Origin of the sequence: Anabaenopsis elenkinii CCIBt3563 (assembly GCF_015245355.1) — a bacterium.
Classification (GTDB): domain Bacteria; phylum Cyanobacteriota; class Cyanobacteriia; order Cyanobacteriales; family Nostocaceae; genus Anabaenopsis; species Anabaenopsis elenkinii.
Genome location: NZ_CP063311.1, coordinates 3120610 through 3137226 on the forward strand (window position 1 = coordinate 3120610; position 16617 = coordinate 3137226).

Annotated in this window: 12 protein-coding genes and 1 tRNA gene; 7 read left to right on the plus strand and 6 right to left on the minus strand. The window is 40.8% G+C overall.

The window, feature by feature from the left end; genetic code table 11:
• Positions 1-31 precede the first annotated feature (31 nt).
• From IM676_RS13660 to IM676_RS13675, 4 genes are all read right to left on the minus strand, one after another.
• On the minus strand, positions 32-2245 hold the full coding sequence (locus IM676_RS13660; RefSeq protein ID WP_225880364.1) for a CHASE2 domain-containing serine/threonine-protein kinase: 2214 nt from the start codon (positions 2243-2245) through the stop codon (positions 32-34).
• 97 nt (positions 2246-2342) lie between these two features.
• Positions 2343-4367 (minus strand): serine/threonine-protein kinase, encoded by a 2025-nt coding sequence (locus IM676_RS13665; RefSeq protein ID WP_200987408.1) that lies wholly within the window; start codon positions 4365-4367, stop codon positions 2343-2345.
• Between the two features lie 391 nt (positions 4368-4758).
• Positions 4759-5061, minus strand: coding sequence for an RNA recognition motif domain-containing protein (locus IM676_RS13670; protein ID WP_200987409.1), 303 nt, complete (start codon positions 5059-5061; stop codon positions 4759-4761).
• A 401-nt stretch (positions 5062-5462) separates the two neighbouring features.
• Positions 5463-6113, minus strand: coding sequence for a fasciclin domain-containing protein (locus IM676_RS13675; RefSeq protein WP_200987410.1), 651 nt, complete (start codon positions 6111-6113; stop codon positions 5463-5465).
• 180 nt (positions 6114-6293) lie between these two features.
• On the opposite strand from IM676_RS13675, the gene IM676_RS13680 reads away from it, so the two are divergent.
• The 4 genes from IM676_RS13680 (at position 6294) to IM676_RS13695 (ending at position 10209) form a co-directional block, all read left to right on the plus strand.
• Complete coding sequence (locus tag IM676_RS13680) at positions 6294-7085, plus strand: glutathione S-transferase family protein (RefSeq protein ID WP_200987411.1); 792 nt, start codon at positions 6294-6296, stop codon at positions 7083-7085.
• A gap of 104 nt (positions 7086-7189) precedes the next feature.
• The gene (locus IM676_RS13685; protein ID WP_200987412.1) at positions 7190-8908 is read left to right on the plus strand and encodes a helicase HerA domain-containing protein; all 1719 of its coding nucleotides are present in this window, start codon (positions 7190-7192) and stop codon (positions 8906-8908) included.
• A 77-nt stretch (positions 8909-8985) separates the two neighbouring features.
• Positions 8986-9456 (plus strand): YbjN domain-containing protein, encoded by a 471-nt coding sequence (locus IM676_RS13690; RefSeq protein WP_200987413.1) that lies wholly within the window; start codon positions 8986-8988, stop codon positions 9454-9456.
• Positions 9457-9462: 6 nt separating this feature from the next.
• The gene (locus IM676_RS13695) at positions 9463-10209 is read left to right on the plus strand and encodes a lipoate--protein ligase family protein (RefSeq protein WP_225880365.1); all 747 of its coding nucleotides are present in this window, start codon (positions 9463-9465) and stop codon (positions 10207-10209) included.
• Positions 10210-10733: 524 nt separating this feature from the next.
• On the opposite strand, the gene IM676_RS13700 is transcribed toward IM676_RS13695, so the two are convergent.
• Complete coding sequence (locus IM676_RS13700; protein WP_225880366.1) at positions 10734-11636, minus strand: IS982 family transposase; 903 nt, start codon at positions 11634-11636, stop codon at positions 10734-10736.
• A gap of 366 nt (positions 11637-12002) precedes the next feature.
• Here IM676_RS13700 and IM676_RS13705 point away from each other — a divergent pair, with 366 nt between their 5' ends.
• Entirely contained in the window at positions 12003-12221 is a 219-nt protein-coding gene (locus IM676_RS13705; RefSeq protein WP_200987415.1) for a hypothetical protein, read from the plus strand.
• A 34-nt stretch (positions 12222-12255) separates the two neighbouring features.
• Here the strand turns inward: IM676_RS13705 and IM676_RS13710 are convergent.
• Positions 12256-12329, minus strand: a tRNA-Val gene (locus IM676_RS13710).
• A 1669-nt stretch (positions 12330-13998) separates the two neighbouring features.
• On the opposite strand from IM676_RS13710, the gene IM676_RS13715 reads away from it, so the two are divergent.
• Complete coding sequence (locus IM676_RS13715) at positions 13999-14199, plus strand: heavy-metal-associated domain-containing protein (RefSeq protein WP_200987416.1); 201 nt, start codon at positions 13999-14001, stop codon at positions 14197-14199.
• A gap of 138 nt (positions 14200-14337) precedes the next feature.
• Positions 14338-16614 carry a heavy metal translocating P-type ATPase gene (locus IM676_RS13720; RefSeq protein WP_200987417.1) on the plus strand — a complete coding sequence of 759 codons (2277 nt, stop codon included), beginning with the start codon at positions 14338-14340 and terminating at the stop codon, positions 16612-16614.
• Positions 16615-16617 lie beyond the last annotated feature (3 nt).

The window sequence follows — 16617 nt, forward strand, 5'->3', positions numbered from 1 at the left end:
AAGCATTAACCTTTGATTAAAAGGTGGTACTTCATAGGATATTATTGATATCCTCTAACAATTCTATTGCTGACTCATATCTTTGACGGTAGTTGTGATGTACCATTTTATTTAATATTCTGGTCAAGTCCTCAGTAGTATCCGCTAGTTCCCACCAATATTGCCAAATCTGCTCACCAGTCGGAGATAGTGTAGGAATAGTTATAAAATCAGTTTTAACATCCCTCAGAAATTGGTGTTCTTGAGGATTTACCCCTGTTAAGGCTTGTATGGCCAGTATTCCCAAAGCATAAATGTCACTATTGAGTCTTGGTGCACCAATCATTTGTTCAGGAGGTGCATAACCACGAGAGGCGAAGATAATCGAATCTTGCTGATGATTTTGCGGTTGCAGTTGTTTCACACCCCCAAAGTCAATTAAGACAATGTGTGCATCTGTTGTTCGCCGCATTAAGTTGCTGGGTTTGATGTCTTGATGAATGACCTGATAGCTGTGGACAAACACTAGTATTTCTAAAACTTCTTTGAGGATCTTGATGACTTCAGACCTTAAGTAACATATGCCAGAATTTAACTCATGTTTCAAGGTATGACCGAGAATATACTCTTGGACTAAATAGAAATTATTATTTTCTGATAAAAAGGCTAGTAATTGGGGTATTTGTGGGTGTTTACCCATAATTTCCAGAATATCTGCTTCGGTATGAAATAGCCGTTTAACTAGCTCCAGATATTCTGGATCTTGACGGACAGGGTGCATCTGTTTGACAACACACAGGGGATTTCCTGGGCGTTGAACATCTCGAGCTAAGTAGGTTGTGCTAAATCCTCCCCGCCCTAAATTATCGGTAATTTGATAACGGTTTCCCAGTAATCTCTGCGTTGACAGTGGTTTGAATAAATAATCAGTCTCTGGCGTAGTAGTAAGGGTTACCTGTTGTTTTTGTAACTCAGTAATTAATTCCTTTTGTCTTTGCAACAATTGTATAATTTGTTTTTTATCTTGTTGACTATCATGAGCGCTATAGGCCAGTACACTCACATTTGCAACTACCAGACCTAATGCAGGCGCAACCACTGGGAACCATCCCCCGCGGGTAAAAATTACAAAGTTACCCACAAATAAAACTAGTAAAAATGTGGCTGACCACAGCCCTAAGTTGAATGGATGTGACAAACGGGAGGCTAAATATCCCCCCAGTAGAGACCATGACCCTATCCAGAGAACTTCAACCCAACCGGGTAAAAACCAAAATAGAGGGTGGTTATTTAAAACTGCTCTGAGAATCTGACTAATGATTTGCCCGTGTATTTCCACCCCTGCCATTCTACCGGAATTATCCGCTTTTCCGGTATTAAAGGGAGTATTGAATATATCTTTTAGGCTCGGTGCTGTGGAACCAATTAAAATAATTCGGTCTTTGACTAAATCTGGTGTAATTTCACCTGCAAGTACTTGTGTAACAGTAACTTTTTCGGCGATTTTACCCCCTGCGGGGTAATTCAGTAAAATTTGGTAGCCCCTGGTATCCGCATTTTCATAACCGCCAGAGTTACTTTTTAGGGGTGTAAATATCACATCACCTAGTTGTAGCTCCTGATTCACGTTTGATTGCAGTGGAATTCCTTGCAGTGCTAAGTATTTCAGGGCTAACCTCCAGCCGAAGGAATATATACTTTGGCAAATGTCTGACTCTTGCACATTCACTGCGATGAGATTACGGCGAATAAAACCATCTGTATCTTCCACAAGATCGCTAAATCCCACCCGGACGGCTTTTACTCCCGCTGGGGCTGCATTACCTGGGTCTCGAACATTGGTATGTTTACATATAGAAATAATCGCTTCACTTTGCTGTAAGCGTTGTAGGAGTTGTTCATGACCAGGTTGTACTGGTACATCACGCAAAATGTCTAAACCAATGGCTGTGGGTTGATATGCTTCCAGTTTGCCCAAAAGCCTATCTAGAACTTCCCCCGATAAAGGCCAACCCCATTTTTGCAAATCCTGTTCAGTAATGGCGACAATTAATAAGCGGGGATCTGGACCTGCATGAGCACGCATCTGCATCATCTGGTCATAGACCCTTAACTCCATTGTCTGTAATACTGGTATTTTCTGCATTCCCACTACTAAAAGTGTAGCGATCGCACTACCAATAATTACTGGTTGTTTCAGTATTTTTTCTATGATTTGATTTATTTGTTTAATTAATTGAGACCCATGTACTATCTTTGTTTTCATACTTTTTGTAAATTTACCCAAATTTTAATTACTTCTGCTAATAACTGAAATTGACAAATATCTCAAGGATAAATTTAAACCCTGCTAGCAAATAAAACTAGTTGGATTCACTACCATTAGGTTCTGGGATAGGTTCTGGGATAGGTTCTGGGATAGGTTCTGGGATAGGTTCTGGTGTAGGTTCTGGTGTAGGTTCTGGTGTAGGAGTTTGTGCCACAATGGTGAGTTGATAACTGAGTGGTTTTGATGCTGTGGAAGCAATGACAAACTGATAAAATCCCGATTTTGGTAATTGATTAACTAATAAATTACGTTTTGGAGAATCTTCTAAAAATTTTACTTGACCCGAAGGAGAATAAACGGAAAGCAAAATCTGAGGACTGGCTTCTAACTTGACTTCCATTAATTGATTTTGCGCCAGGTGAGCCAGAAAAATTTTCCCCCCACCCGGGTCAACAGCTGATTGCAGACTACCTGTAACTGTTTTGCTGGTAGCACCTGGATCAAATTGAATTTTTTCTAAAGCTGTTCCAGACAGAATAGCGTTAAGTTTATCTCTAACAAACCCATGCCAAACTTGTCCCATGGGTTGATCGATAAAATTTTGGCCTTGCTGTTGAGGAAATTGGTTGAAAAAGGCAGCGTCAGCTAAATCATATAAAGAAATCATACTAATATTGAGTTTGTTAACTTCAACTCGCCAAGCTTCCCGTTCTGCTGCTGTATAAGTTCCCAATTGTCGGCGCGCTCTGGTACTCAATAGAGCTAGTTTTTCTAGTAATTGGGCGGCTGTTTTATCCCATTCGGCTCGCAAACTCTCATCTTGGGGTTCATCAGTAAGAGTGCGCCCCCGTAAACTGGGGTTATTGTCCCAAAATATTTGATCTACCAACCTGACATAAAAATTAGAGTCAATCCCCAATTGTTGACGACGGTTGTTTAATCTTTGTTGACGCTGACGTTCTGCTGGAGAAATGGGATCTGGGGGATCCGTGGGCTTTTCAACGGTGGGGGGGCGAGTAGGTGTAACTGTTTGTGGAGTGTGATTGCTGCTGGTGAATCCCCACCAAATTCCCCCCGCAGTACCTGCAACTATGATGACTGCTACTAAGGCTGTTGCTGGTGTTAACCAGGATGTTGGTTCGGGAGATGATGAGGGAGACGGGGACGGTGGGGGAGGCACAGAAACAGCAACTGTAGCAGATGTTGGTGGGGTGGTGGGATATGGAGTTGGGGGATGACTTGCTAAGGAGGGGTTGAGAGCAGCTAAGACATGAGCAGCTGAGTGATAGCGATCGCCCGGTCTGGGAGATAACATTTTATCTAATATCTGTCCTAATTCTGGGCTGAGAGTAACTTCTCGTCGCCATTGCCAAGTTAAATTATGATTGTCGATCAGTTCTGGCGGTTGTTTACCTGTCAATAAAACTAGGATGGTGACAGCCAAGGCGTACAAGTCACTGTGAGGAAACACCAAACCTGTTTGCATCTGTTCTGGAGGTGCAAAGCCTATTTTACCCAGTAGGGTGGGTGATTGAGGGGATGGGGTTTTTTCCCCTTGGTAATATTGGGATGCTACCGTTGCGGCTACTTGTTTCACACCGCCAAAGTCAATTAATACCGGTAATTTGTCAGTACTGCGCAGAATTAAATTATCTGGTGAGATATCCCGATGAATTACCCCCAGGGAGTGGATATATTCCAACACTGGCAGAATTTGTAATAACAATTGTCTAACTTCAGGTTCTGTAAATCCCCACCCTTGCTGTTTGCGCGCTTCTAATAAGGAACTATAAGTTTGTCCTTCTACATAATCCTGCACCAAGAACAGGTATTCCTGACCTTGTAAGTTAATTCGCAGCAGTTCCCGAAAGCGGGGAATTTGCGGATGTTGGAGCTTGTAAAGAACAGTCGCTTCTCGCTGAAATAATTCCTGGGCTTTTTGAGCCACATAGCTTGTCTGAACTTGAGGGGAAAATTCTTTTAAAACACACAGTTCACGGAAGCGGTTGAGGTCTTCAGCTAAATAGGTACGTCCAAAACCACCCTGACCAATTTGACGGACAATTACATAGCGATCGCTTAAAGTTACACCTGGTTGAATACTATGATTTATATACATAATTTATTGGCTATTTGATTTTTATCTGACTGACTTGATCAGCAGCGATCGCATCCCAAAGTTGTCTATAGGATTGCTGCTGATTTGGATCCGAATAAGTGGGGTTAAAACCACCATATACTAAACTACAATAGGACTTACCCAGGAGTTACCGAATCAACCAACCACAAACCCATGAGGTCTTGAGATATATTTTGTGTAAATATGTAAATGTCTAATTTTTTTCTGGATAGAACTGTCAATACACCTGAATTTCTATGATATTCTGGAATATACCATGATTATTTCCGGATACTTAAAAACTCCGAACATGGACTCAGCCTTGCTCGGAGCGAGATTTTTAAAAGGTTTGAGGACTAGATCCTAGGAGAAACTTTCCCCCTCCTAATTTTTAGTAGCGGTTACGGGAACCACCGTATCCTCCGCGGTTACCACCAAAGGAACCTTTATCTTCCTTGGGTTTAGCCTTATTAACCTTTAGGTCGCGTCCCATCCATTCCGCACCGTCTAGAGCCTCAATAGCTGCTGTTTCTTCAGCATCGGAATCCATCTCTACGAAGGCAAAGCCACGGACACGACCTGTTTCCCGGTCTGTTGGTATTTGCACTCGTTTGACCGTACCGTACTCTGTAAACACCTCAGTCAGGGCATCTTGGGTAACGCTGTATGAAAGATTACCTATATAAATTGACATGAATGGTCTCCAAAATCACAAAAACGTAGAGATTTAGATTTCGGAGATAAGTCTGTAAATACCACAAGGAAAAAGCCTGTCAATACTAAAAACAAACGCTGTCGCCGAATTAATTCTCAACTTTTTCAATTGTGGCACATAATTTCCATAATCGGAGGAGAACTGAAAAATCTGTTATAAAAAGTTATGTTAAGGTAAGTGTATATTTATGTTAACTAATCTACCCCCCCTAAGATAGATATTTGAGGGTTGCTGATTCGTCATATCTTCTTGTCCATACCTGACAGACAAAAGCCATCTTGTAGCCAAAAGTAACAGATCAGAAAGCCCACGCCTAATTAATTATTTGGCGATGACAAAAAAAGACCGCGCCGCGGTCTTTCATGGTTTAATTAACCTGTCTACAAGTCAGGAGGCAAAATCACCTGATCAATGGCGTGTATTACACCATTAATACCCTTAATATCCGCTTCAACTACATTCGCATCATTGACCATGACACCATTAGAACTCACTGAGACGCTGATAGCTCCCCCTTCGAGACTCTTAACTTCGCCAGATGATAAATCGGTAGATAGAACTCTGCCACTGACTACGTGGTAAGTTAATAGCTTGAGCAAAATTTCTTTATTTTCCGGCTTTAACAAATCTCTGACAGCATCTTGTGGTAATTTGGCAAATGCTTCATCGGTGGGAGCAAAGACTGTTAATTGATCTCTACCTTGCAAAGTTTCTGTTAGTCCGGCTGCTTTTAAGGCTGCGATTAAGGTTGTAAACTTAGGGCTAGACTCTGCTAATGCTAATAAGGTTTTGTCTTGAGTTTGAGTTGTGGGTGGTGTGACGCTGGGGGTGGTGGGTTGAGTGGGACGATTACGGTTATAGGGAAACTCATCGAAAATACTGGGTCTAGGATTGAGTGTTCCACTCCCTGCTTGTGCTAAATTATTGGTTGCCTCATTCGCTAGAGATGGCACAGTTATGAAAAGGCTAATGCTGCCTAAGCCAACGATTTTTGCAAAATTGGTCAAAAAATTGCTGTAATTTGCTTTCATAAATTTTGTTGGTCTTTGCTTATAGCAGGTGACATTAAAGATTTATAACACTTCTTTATGCAAAATATATTCATTCCCACACCAATGATTTTTGCTAAATTGCTGACTTACTCAGGAAAATTACCGGAAGTGAAGATACAATAAGAGGATTGTAGAATTAAAATCTTAAAACTAGAAATTATGCTGGAGTTATATCAGTGGGAAATATCTCAGTACTCAGAGAAAGTACGGCTGATTCTAGATTACAAAGGGCTAAATTACCGTAAAATAGAAGTTACTCCCGGGCTGGGACAAATAGATTTGTTCCGGCTGACTGGACAAAGACAAGTGCCAGTTTTGAAAGATGGTAACAGATACATCGTCGATTCTACTGAAATTGCTAAGTATTTAGATTTAGAATATCCCGATCGCCCCCTCATACCTGAAGATTCTCGCAAACGTGGTTTATGCTTATTGATGGAAGAATGGGCAGATGAGTCTCTTGGTAAGAAGGGGAGGATAGCTCTTTTCTCTGCTATTAGTCAAGACCAAAATTTCCGCCAGTCTTTATTACCTAGTTCCACACCGGATATATTCAAAAGTGTAGTTGCGGGTGTACCTAGGGATGTGTTGACGATTTTAGGCTTTGGGGTCGGTTATAGTCCAGATGTAATTAAAGGGGCGATCGCGGACTTGAAACAAGACTTAGAAGCGCTAACATTATTATTGGCGGATAGTCCATATTTGACAGGTGATGAGCCAACTTTAGCTGATTTAGCAGTGGCGAGTTTATCCATATTACTCAAGTTTCCAGAAGTCCCCTATTTAGACTTACCCGCAGGTATCAGAGGTAAAGGTGTACCTGGCTTGGCGGATAATCCAGATTATGAGCCATTTTTTGCCTGGCGCGATCGCCTGTATGCTCAATTCCGTAAACCATTAATCGGAACTCCACCAACGGGAAATGCACCGACTTCTATTCAAATTGAATAGATAATGGGATGATGGTGATTAACTCTGTATTGTTGCCTGGTTGGGCTATAGAAGTCAGCACAGATAAACACAGATAAATATAGAGGAATCTATAAGTTATTTCAATGAATTCTTCACAACCATTAGGTGCGGTTATCCAAGGTTCTCTGACTGGGGGATTGGAAGTAAGATTACACCCGGATATTTCTGTGGAAGATATGCGGGTAGGTAAATTCTTGGTTATCCATGGATTGCGAACGCGTTTTTTCTGTCTACTAACAGATGTAGCATTAGGTACTTCTAATCCCCGGATTATTGCTAACCCTCCCGGTTGGGAAGAAACTTTTTTACGGGAAGTATTAGCTGGTAGTGGTACTTATGGTACTATCAACCTCGCCCCGATGTTGATGTTTACCCCTGAGTCTGATGAATCCTCAAATTATAGTACCAATGGTTTTGTAGCATCAGCCAATGGTTTAGCCTCATTTCAACCCCAAACCAGTACAACCATGGAATTGCTCCCAGTGAAAACAATTCCCAGTCATTTCAGCCAAGTTTACGAAGCTAGTGAAGAGGATTTTCGCCGAGTGTTTGGTTGGGAAGATGACCCCCACAGGCGTAATTTTTCCGTGGGTAAACCCTTAGATATGGATGTACCAGTTTGTATTGATTTAAACCGCTTTGTTGAGCGGAGTAATGGGGTGTTTGGTAAATCTGGAACCGGTAAATCTTTCCTCACCCGCTTACTTTTAGCCGGAGTCATCCGTAAAAATGCGGCGGTAAATTTAATTTTTGATATGCATTCCGAATATGGTTGGGAAGCAGTAGCGGAAGGGAAAAATGTTAATACTGTTAAAGGCTTAAAACAACTATTTCCTGGTAAAGTAGAGGTCTACACCCTTGACCCTCAATCTACAAAACGTCGGGGTGTGCGGGATGCTCAAGAATTATATCTGAGTTATGAGCAAATTACAGTAGAAGATATTAAATTATGTAGTCGAGATTTAGGACTCTCGGAAGCGGCTTTAGATAACGCCAGTATTTTATACAACGAGTTTGGTAAATCTTGGATTCCCCAATTATTTAATATGACTGGTGAGGACATTAAAATGTTCTGCGAAGAAAAGCCAGGACATCCAGGTTCTATCACCTCTTTACAGCGTAAACTTTTACGGTTGGATAGTTTGAAATATATGCGGGGCGTTTGTCCTCAGAATTATATTAGTAAAATTATCCAGTCTTTGGAAGCTGGGAAAAATGTAGTCATAGAATTTGGTTCCCAATCCAATATGCTTTCTTATATGTTGGTAACTAACATGATTACTCGACGTATTCATGAGGAATATGTCAAGAAAGCAGATAAATTCTTACAAAGTAAAAATCCCTGCGATCGCCCGACACCATTAATGATTACCATTGAGGAAGCCCACCGTTTCCTAGATCCTGCCATTGTCCAAAGTACCATTTTCGGCACCATCGCCCGAGAACTGCGAAAATATTTCGTAACTTTGCTAGTAGTAGACCAACGTCCATCGGGCATTGATAATGAAGTTATGTCTCAAATTGGCACACGCATCACCGCTTTGCTGAATGATGAAAAAGATATTGATGCCATTTTTACCGGTGTATCTGGTGCAGGTGGTTTGCGTTCAGTCCTAGCCAAATTAGACTCTAAACAACAAGCTTTAATTTTAGGTCATGCGGTTCCTATGCCCGTTGTGGTTAGGACCAGACCCTATGATACAACATTTTACGCCGAAATTGGTGATCCGGCTTGGGAAGAAAAGCCCGATGCAGAAGTATTTGCTGCGGCGGAAATAGCCAAAGCAGACTTAGGTTTTTAGGGTGGGATACAACTAAACTGACTTACAGACGATAAAGTGTAGATGAAGGAATCACTATCTTGAGAAAAAAAATCTGTATGACAAACTACCAAGAAACCCTAACAAGTAATGAACTCAACCCAGAGACGCTGACCATTAACCATATAGAAGTGATTGAAAATGTGATCGAATCCCTAGAACAAGATGACAGTGCTATGGTTAGTCACCCAGGAGAGGGGGGTTATCTGTGGAAATTTAAGTACGGGACTGTAGATGTATTTGTGCAATTGACTGGACAAAATAACGACGATACGATCACTGTTTGGTCTGCGGTGCTTAACTTACCTGCTCAGGATGAAACCAAGTTAATGCGCCATCTTTTAGAAATGAACTGCTCTAGCACCCTAGAAGCCCGTTTTGGTATTATTGACAATCGGGTGGTAGTGATATCAACACGCACTCTTGAAGATTTATCTCCAGCTGAGGTCTCACGCTTGATTACCATTGTGGCAAATATTGCTGATGAGAACGATGAAGTTTTACAATCTCAGTATGGTTGTACTGTATAAATATTAGTGTTGAACCCAATTGATAAGTTTCATAGTCCGCAGGTATGGCGACTAATTCCTTGGTTAGAAGCTGCTGGGGATGTGCAGATGGCTATTGACAGATGGTTGTTAGAACAGCATCAATCGGGAGAGCATCCCCCAACGCTGCGATTTTACAGTTGGTCGCCACCTGCTATTTCTCTAGGCTATCACCAACATCAATACCCGCAATTGTGGCAGAATTTGATTTGGGGAGGACAGCAATTAGATTTGGTGCGCCGTCCTACTGGTGGTAGGGCTGTGTTACATCAAGGTGATTTAACTTATGCTGTGATTACTTCGGGAATTACTGGTACTCGTCTACAGATATATGAGAAAATTTGTGAGTTTTTAATTGCTGGATGGCGATCGCTCGGTGTAGAATTGTCCTACGGTAGTGCACAGCGGGGCTATATCCACAACCCTAATTGTTTTGGTACAGCCACAAGTGCAGATTTAGTGTTACCCAATGGGGCTAAACTGATTGGTAGTGCCCAATTACAAAAGGGTGGGGTAATTCTCCAACATGGTTCTATGCCTTTAGAACAAGATCCCCAATTGTTTACTCAGGTATTTGATGCTGAACCTACCACTAATATAGAACTACCTGATAATTTGAGTGTAGATAAAATTATCAGCGCCTTGATTACCGCCGCCTGTAATTGTTTTACTATGCAGATACAGGTACAACCCCTTTCCCTCTCCGAATGGGCGGAAATTACCGCCAAACTTTAAACCGTAATTTGGGGGAATTTTGAGCTACACAAGGGTGAGCAGCAATCACCACCCATGAAAGTTTGAGCAGAAAACGAGACCTGAGCCAATGGCTTTTAGACATGGGGATAAGTCGATAGCGACTTTAGTCGCATTAGAACGATTGACTGGCTTTAGCCACAGTGGTATAATGGTCAAGGTGAGTAAGAACAACCATCTACGTGAGGAAACATCCTAGTACGGAGAAATCCCGGCAACGGACATATCCAATTTTAGTTGGAATAGTTAAAGGGCAAATAATGGCAGGATGTTGAGCGTACCTAATTGGCATCGCGATGGACTCACCAAAGCAAAAAAAAATAAAAGTAAGCGCAATTGCAATACCTTTCATACTGGTAATTGTTTTGAGCGTGTAGGGTGTTTTTGATAGCACCATTGAAAGTTCGTTTGTGGACTATTAAAGAATCCCCAGGCTTCTAGCCGTGGGGAGTATGAAGATTGATATTTGTAGCTTATATAGTTACTAAAAATACGCCTTATGTGAATTAAGGCAGAGGATGCTGTTCAAAAGTAAGAACGTCAATACCAAAACGAAGACGTAGAAAAATACGTAGAGTATGACTGGTGATTTTAGCAGCAACATGGACGCAGATACCATCAACTGTCTTCCTCAATAGACGCTCCAAATTACGTCCGGTATTTTGCACCTCGTGAAATACACCTTCAACACGCTCGCGCAGGCGATTGAGCAAACCCTCAAAAGCTTTTGGCTGTTGTTGAAGCTGATTAGCTCGTTTTGGAGTAAAAATTTGATTACCGGTAGTTTTGGCAATATCGCTTTGCCATTCACCACCGATAAATCCTTTGTCTGCAAGGATACGGCAGCCACGAACGGAATCTAAAACCGATTCTGCTGCTAAACGTTCATCTGTACTGGCGGGCACTAAAGAATAAACCAAGGGAATACCACTCAGGGTGCTGACCAGAACTAACTTGTAGCCAAAGTAATTCATTTTGCGACTGGCACACCAGCCATAATCAGCACTGCCTGTAAATTGACTTTGGCTTTTGTCACGTTTGTAGCCAACTACAGGTATTGGTTTTGTATCTAACAGCAAGGTGCGCTCAAAAATTGCCCCCAAGTCTCGAAGCCAAAAACGTCTTAATTCTTCGAGCATTCCCTCTAATCGTCTGGCTCTGCGGTTGAACTGGCTTTGGTCTAACAGTTTTGGAAACAAACTCAAGTAATTTGCCCTCACGAACCCTAAAAACTGCTGTTCTCCTGGGTATGGGAAAAAATCCATTGCTACCAACAGTGTTAACATCTCACTATCCGTGAATTTTGGTGATGGACCTGGCAATAACGGTACGTAACGATAGCCTTTTTGTTGATACCAGTCATCTATTAGCACAAAAATTGTCGTCAATAAGGTCGAACCGTCTACCATATTCATTAGGAAACCTCAAGCTTTGGTGTCATTACCTTTATCTTGTGGTTTCCCCTTCTTTTTTGCTACCCCATCTCACATAAGGCGTAAAATATAGTCAAATATTTTTAGCTTGGTAAGGTCTAAACCTGAGTGGGCTAACTACAAGCCTCTCTACTGAGTTTCCATCAAAGATAGAGTCCCCAGCTACCTTTCTTAATATATTTAGGGAACCATTCAAGTCTGCTGAATATATTTTCCCAGACTTAGACCTAAATAAACCTCTCTTGATTCTTTTACCTAAATACTACCCCACTGCTGTATTTGCTGTTATGATATCCTCTACCGCATTTAACAGCAATTATATTTAACCAAAATTAATGACTAATGCCAACTAATATCATCATTCTCGTTGCTGCTGTAATTGTCGCCTTGATTATTTTTCGGGCATTGTTTAAAGTCTTAAAAACATTTATTAGTAGTGCGATCGCTATTGTTGTGATTCTCGTGATTTTAAATACATTTGGGTTTAGTCCCGAAGACCTCATACAAGAAATCACTAAACTCCCTGAAATTTTGAGCAACTTCTGGAACGGGGAAAGTTGACTGAGCAACGGCTATTTTGTATTGGTACTCAGGATGGACGTAACTGGATTCGAACCAGTGACCTCTACGATGTCAACGTAGCGCTCTAACCAACTGAGCTATACGTCCTTAACCATACGATAAATTAACATAACATATATTCCACAGGAAAGCAAATATTTTTTTTTCCTAGTCAATCCATGGATGCATGGCGTTTTATCCTAGCTGATCCTTAATTGGGTATTTAGCATTTTAAATTACATATTAAATGCAACATTTTCAGTAAAAACATTTAAATTTTCAACTGAACTACCAGACAAAATAGAGACTATAATTAATTATATTTCTTACAATCATACAAGTATTTTTAACTGTAAATCACTAATTATAGTTCAGCTTTAATTCTCCATGATCTTTGTCTTAGTAATGCCTTATCATATTATAATATATTTGCACACATTCCCTAGGAAGATGACCTGAATAATTAAGGAGTGTAAATTAAACTTGGTATGTCGATTAACTGCTTTCTATGGAGGTTTAGCCCGCGGCTAAACCTTTTTTATCTTGAGATTGGTATTTATAGTTATATTTTATAGCTATATTTAACCTATAGATAGATAAAATTTGCATACAAGTATATTTAAAATCATAATATATGGTAAACTCTTGCTATATGTAGGCTTGGCTAATAGTCAAGCCTCTTTTATATGTTTTCAATTTAGCTTATGGTTAATTGTAAACTATGCTAAAAAACATATTTTATGATCATAGCATAAATATGTTTTGTTGTGTATATACCGATAGGTACTCCCAATAATTTATTGATGATGTTACTATTCAGTTCGTTAATGCCTGAAAAACATATAACGACCCTGGAATCCAAGCCAGGGTTTTCTTTTGAGAAGTTGATTACACAACAGACGACATCTGACCAGAGTATGAAAAACTTGATGATCAATACCTATACATTGACCATAAAAATACTATCTATATATGGTGATAGCTAGCATATTTAATAAGATTTGTACACACCTTCAAGACAGATGAATTATCATCATTTAATATATAAAATATCCAAATATGGTAAACACCTGGTATATATCAAGGCTTGACTATTGTTCAAGCCTTTTTCATACTTTTGATACATAAATTACAGGGTAAATATAAATTCATCTAATAGTATAGTGACCAAATGAAGATGAATTTGTGAGACATTAAAAACAGTCATTTTAAATAATGCAGTAGTACCTCTTTCAGCACAGTACTAATCAAGGTTTGGTTCACAGCCAAACCTTTTTTATGATTAATAATTGCTGATCTATCAGCTTTGAGGCTATTTGAACACATCCTTTAGGAGGATGAACTAAAGGTATAGAACTATTAAATTATTATTGGTGTAGTAAATGCTTGGTATACATAAGGGCTTGGCTTGTCCAAGCCTTTTTCCTAACAATTTATATTAGCCAGGGATGATCTTTGGCAATATTTAAAATAAGTATAATTTACTACTATAAAGCTTAATGCCATTTACCTGGATAATATTAATACCATGATCATGGGGACGGCAAAGAATTTAAAGACTTGTAAACTCTGATAGACTCTCTATCTGACTGGAGAGTTTAGGATGAGTATTAAGATAAAAGCCAAACTTAATAGCTGATGACAGTCCCAAGCATCCCTCAAGCCATGAAAAGAGAATTCCCCACAAACTAGAAATGGCTAAATTAGCTTTACAGACTGATATTCAGCAAGACATAAGCTGAGTCCTGATAGTCCTTTGATTCCATACCGTAAATCTATGACACTCAAACTGACAGTTCCCAATATGGCTTGTTCTGCTTGTGCCAACAATATTACCAATGCAATTAAAGCAGTTGATGCCAATGCTACCATTGAGGCTGACCCCCAAACCAAATTTGTGAGCGTAGAAACTCAAGCATCAGAAGCAGCAATTAAAGATGCTTTAGCTACAGCTGGTTATCCAGCTGCTGAAAAATGATTATACCGCTGAAGATGCCCACTCGATAGTTTGATGTAATTTTCACATTCAAACTAGAGTGTTTAATCTGATGAAGTTGCATCCATTTGATGCAACTTTGGCTACATAGGCTACACCAGCAAAAGTGATTTACTGAGCATGGATACTCTCACGCTGAAACTCCAAGGTATGAGTTGCGCCTCCTGCGCCAACAACATTGACCAAGCAATTCGCTTAATTCCAGGGGTGATTGACTGTAATGTTAACTTTGGTGCTGAACAAGCTACCATCAATTATGATCGAACACGGACTAATGTCAAGATCATTCAAGCAGCCATTGATGCTGCGGGATACTCTTCTTACCCAACTTCAGAAGACATACTGACTGGAGAAGATGATGGTCAGAAGGCCATTAAGTTAGCCCAAGAAAGGGAAATTAGGCGCAAGGTGATTGTGGCCTGTGTCATTGCTATGATAATTTTTGTGGGTTCTATACCCATGATGACAGGGTTACACTTACCGTTTATTCCGGAATTTCTCCATAATTATTGGGTACAGTTAGTGTTAACTACTCCAGTACAGTTTTGGTGTGGTTGGAGTTTTTACGTCAATGGCTGGAAAGCCCTTAAACACCATATGGCAACAATGGATACCCTCATGGCTGTGGGTACAACTGCAGCATATCTATATTCTTTGTTTGTGACTCTGTTTTCGGGATTTTTTACGGATCAAGGTTTAATCCCTCATGTATACTATGAGGTTTCGGTAACTGTAATTGCTTTAATTTTGCTGGGGCGATTGTTAGAACATCGCGCTCGAGGAAAAACTTCGGAAGCTATTCATAAACTGATGGGACTACAACCGAGAAATGCTAGAGTTATCCGTGATGGTGTGGAAATGGATATTTCTATTACCGAAGTGGAAATCAATGATGTGATTGTGGTGCGTCCAGGGGAAAAGATTCCTGTAGATGGTGAGGTGATTGCTGGTATTTCTACTGTAGATGAGTCTATGGTTACTGGTGAAAGTTTACCAGTGAAGAAGCAAGCAGGGGATGAGGTCATAGGAGCGACCATTAACAAAACTGGTAGCTTTCAGTTGCGGGCGACACGGGTGGGAAAGGATACCTTTTTGGCGCAAATCGTCAAACTTGTGCAGCAAGCACAAGGCTCTAAAGCACCCATTCAAAGATTAGCAGATCAAGTTACAGGATGGTTTGTACCTGCTGTGATTGCGATCGCCATCGCCACCTTTGTGATTTGGTTTAACTTCATGGGTAACTTCACCCTAGCAATCATGACGGCAGTGGGTGTACTCATTATAGCTTGTCCCTGCGCTTTGGGTTTAGCCACTCCCACCTCCATTATGGTGGGTACTGGTAAAGGGGCGGAAAATGGTATTTTAATTAAAGATGCCCAAAGTCTAGAGCTAGCACACAAAATTACTACCATTGTTTTGGATAAAACCGGAACTTTAACTCAGGGAAATCCCACAGTTACTGATTTTGTCTGTCTCAAAGGTACTGCTAACCACAATGAACTACAGCTTTTACAGTTAGCTGCTGCTGTAGAGCGCAATTCTGAGCATCCCTTGGCTGAGGCGGTGGTAAAATATGCCCAGTCCCAAGGGGTAAATTTAATTGAGTCCCACAACTTTGCAGCTGTTCCCGGTAGTGGCGTTCAAGGTGTGGTGTCAGACCGTCTCATACAAATTGGTACACAACGCTGGATGACAGAACTGGGAATTAATACTCACTCCCTCCCAGAATATCAACAAGCCTGGGAAGCTGGGGGGAAAACAGTGATTTTCATGGCTGTAGATGGTGAAATAGAAGCAGTCATGGGTATTGCTGATGCTCTCAAGCCTTCCTCAACAGCAGCAGTGAAAATACTGCAAAAAATGGGTTTAGAGGTAGTAATGCTGACTGGAGATAACAGTAAAACGGCGGAGGCGATCGCCCAAGAAGTAGGGATCGACAGAGTTTTCCCAGAGGTACGCCCAGAACAAAAAACCGCCATGATTAAATCTCTTCAAGGTAATGGTAAATCTCAAATTATAGCCATGGTGGGGGATGGTATTAATGATGCACCTGCACTCGCACAAGCAGATGTGGGTATTGCTATTGGTACAGGAACAGATGTAGCGATCGCCGCGAGTGATATTACTCTAATTTCTGGAGATTTACAAGGAATTGTCACCGCGATTCAACTTAGCCGGGCGACCATGAGTAATATTCGCCAAAACCTCTTCTTTGCCTTTATTTACAATATCATTGGTATTCCCGTGGCGGCGGGAATTCTCTTTCCCTGGTTTGGTTGGTTACTCAATCCGATTCTTGCAGGTGCTGCAATGGCTCTTTCTTCCCTCTGTGTGGTCACCAATGCCCTGAGATTGCGGCAATTTCACCCCAAAATCATCTCTGCAAGTGTACAATAATTT

Bases quoted from the DNA above. Each gene is read 5' to 3' on its own strand.
- IM676_RS13660 (WP_225880364.1), bottom strand. From the start codon at position 2,245: ATGAAAACAAAGATAGTACATGGGTCTCAATTAATTAAACAAATAAAT.
- IM676_RS13665 (WP_200987408.1), bottom strand. From the start codon at position 4,367: ATGTATATAAATCATAGTATTCAACCAGGTGTAACTTTAAGCGATCGC.
- IM676_RS13670 (WP_200987409.1), bottom strand. From the start codon at position 5,061: ATGTCAATTTATATAGGTAATCTTTCATACAGCGTTACCCAAGATGCC.
- IM676_RS13675 (WP_200987410.1), bottom strand. From the start codon at position 6,113: ATGAAAGCAAATTACAGCAATTTTTTGACCAATTTTGCAAAAATCGTT.
- IM676_RS13680 (WP_200987411.1), top strand. From the start codon at position 6,294: ATGCTGGAGTTATATCAGTGGGAAATATCTCAGTACTCAGAGAAAGTA.
- IM676_RS13685 (WP_200987412.1), top strand. From the start codon at position 7,190: ATGAATTCTTCACAACCATTAGGTGCGGTTATCCAAGGTTCTCTGACT.
- IM676_RS13690 (WP_200987413.1), top strand. From the start codon at position 8,986: ATGACAAACTACCAAGAAACCCTAACAAGTAATGAACTCAACCCAGAG.
- IM676_RS13700 (WP_225880366.1), bottom strand. From the start codon at position 11,636: ATGGTAGACGGTTCGACCTTATTGACGACAATTTTTGTGCTAATAGAT.
- IM676_RS13705 (WP_200987415.1), top strand. From the start codon at position 12,003: ATGCCAACTAATATCATCATTCTCGTTGCTGCTGTAATTGTCGCCTTG.
- IM676_RS13715 (WP_200987416.1), top strand. From the start codon at position 13,999: ATGACACTCAAACTGACAGTTCCCAATATGGCTTGTTCTGCTTGTGCC.
- IM676_RS13720 (WP_200987417.1), top strand. From the start codon at position 14,338: ATGGATACTCTCACGCTGAAACTCCAAGGTATGAGTTGCGCCTCCTGC.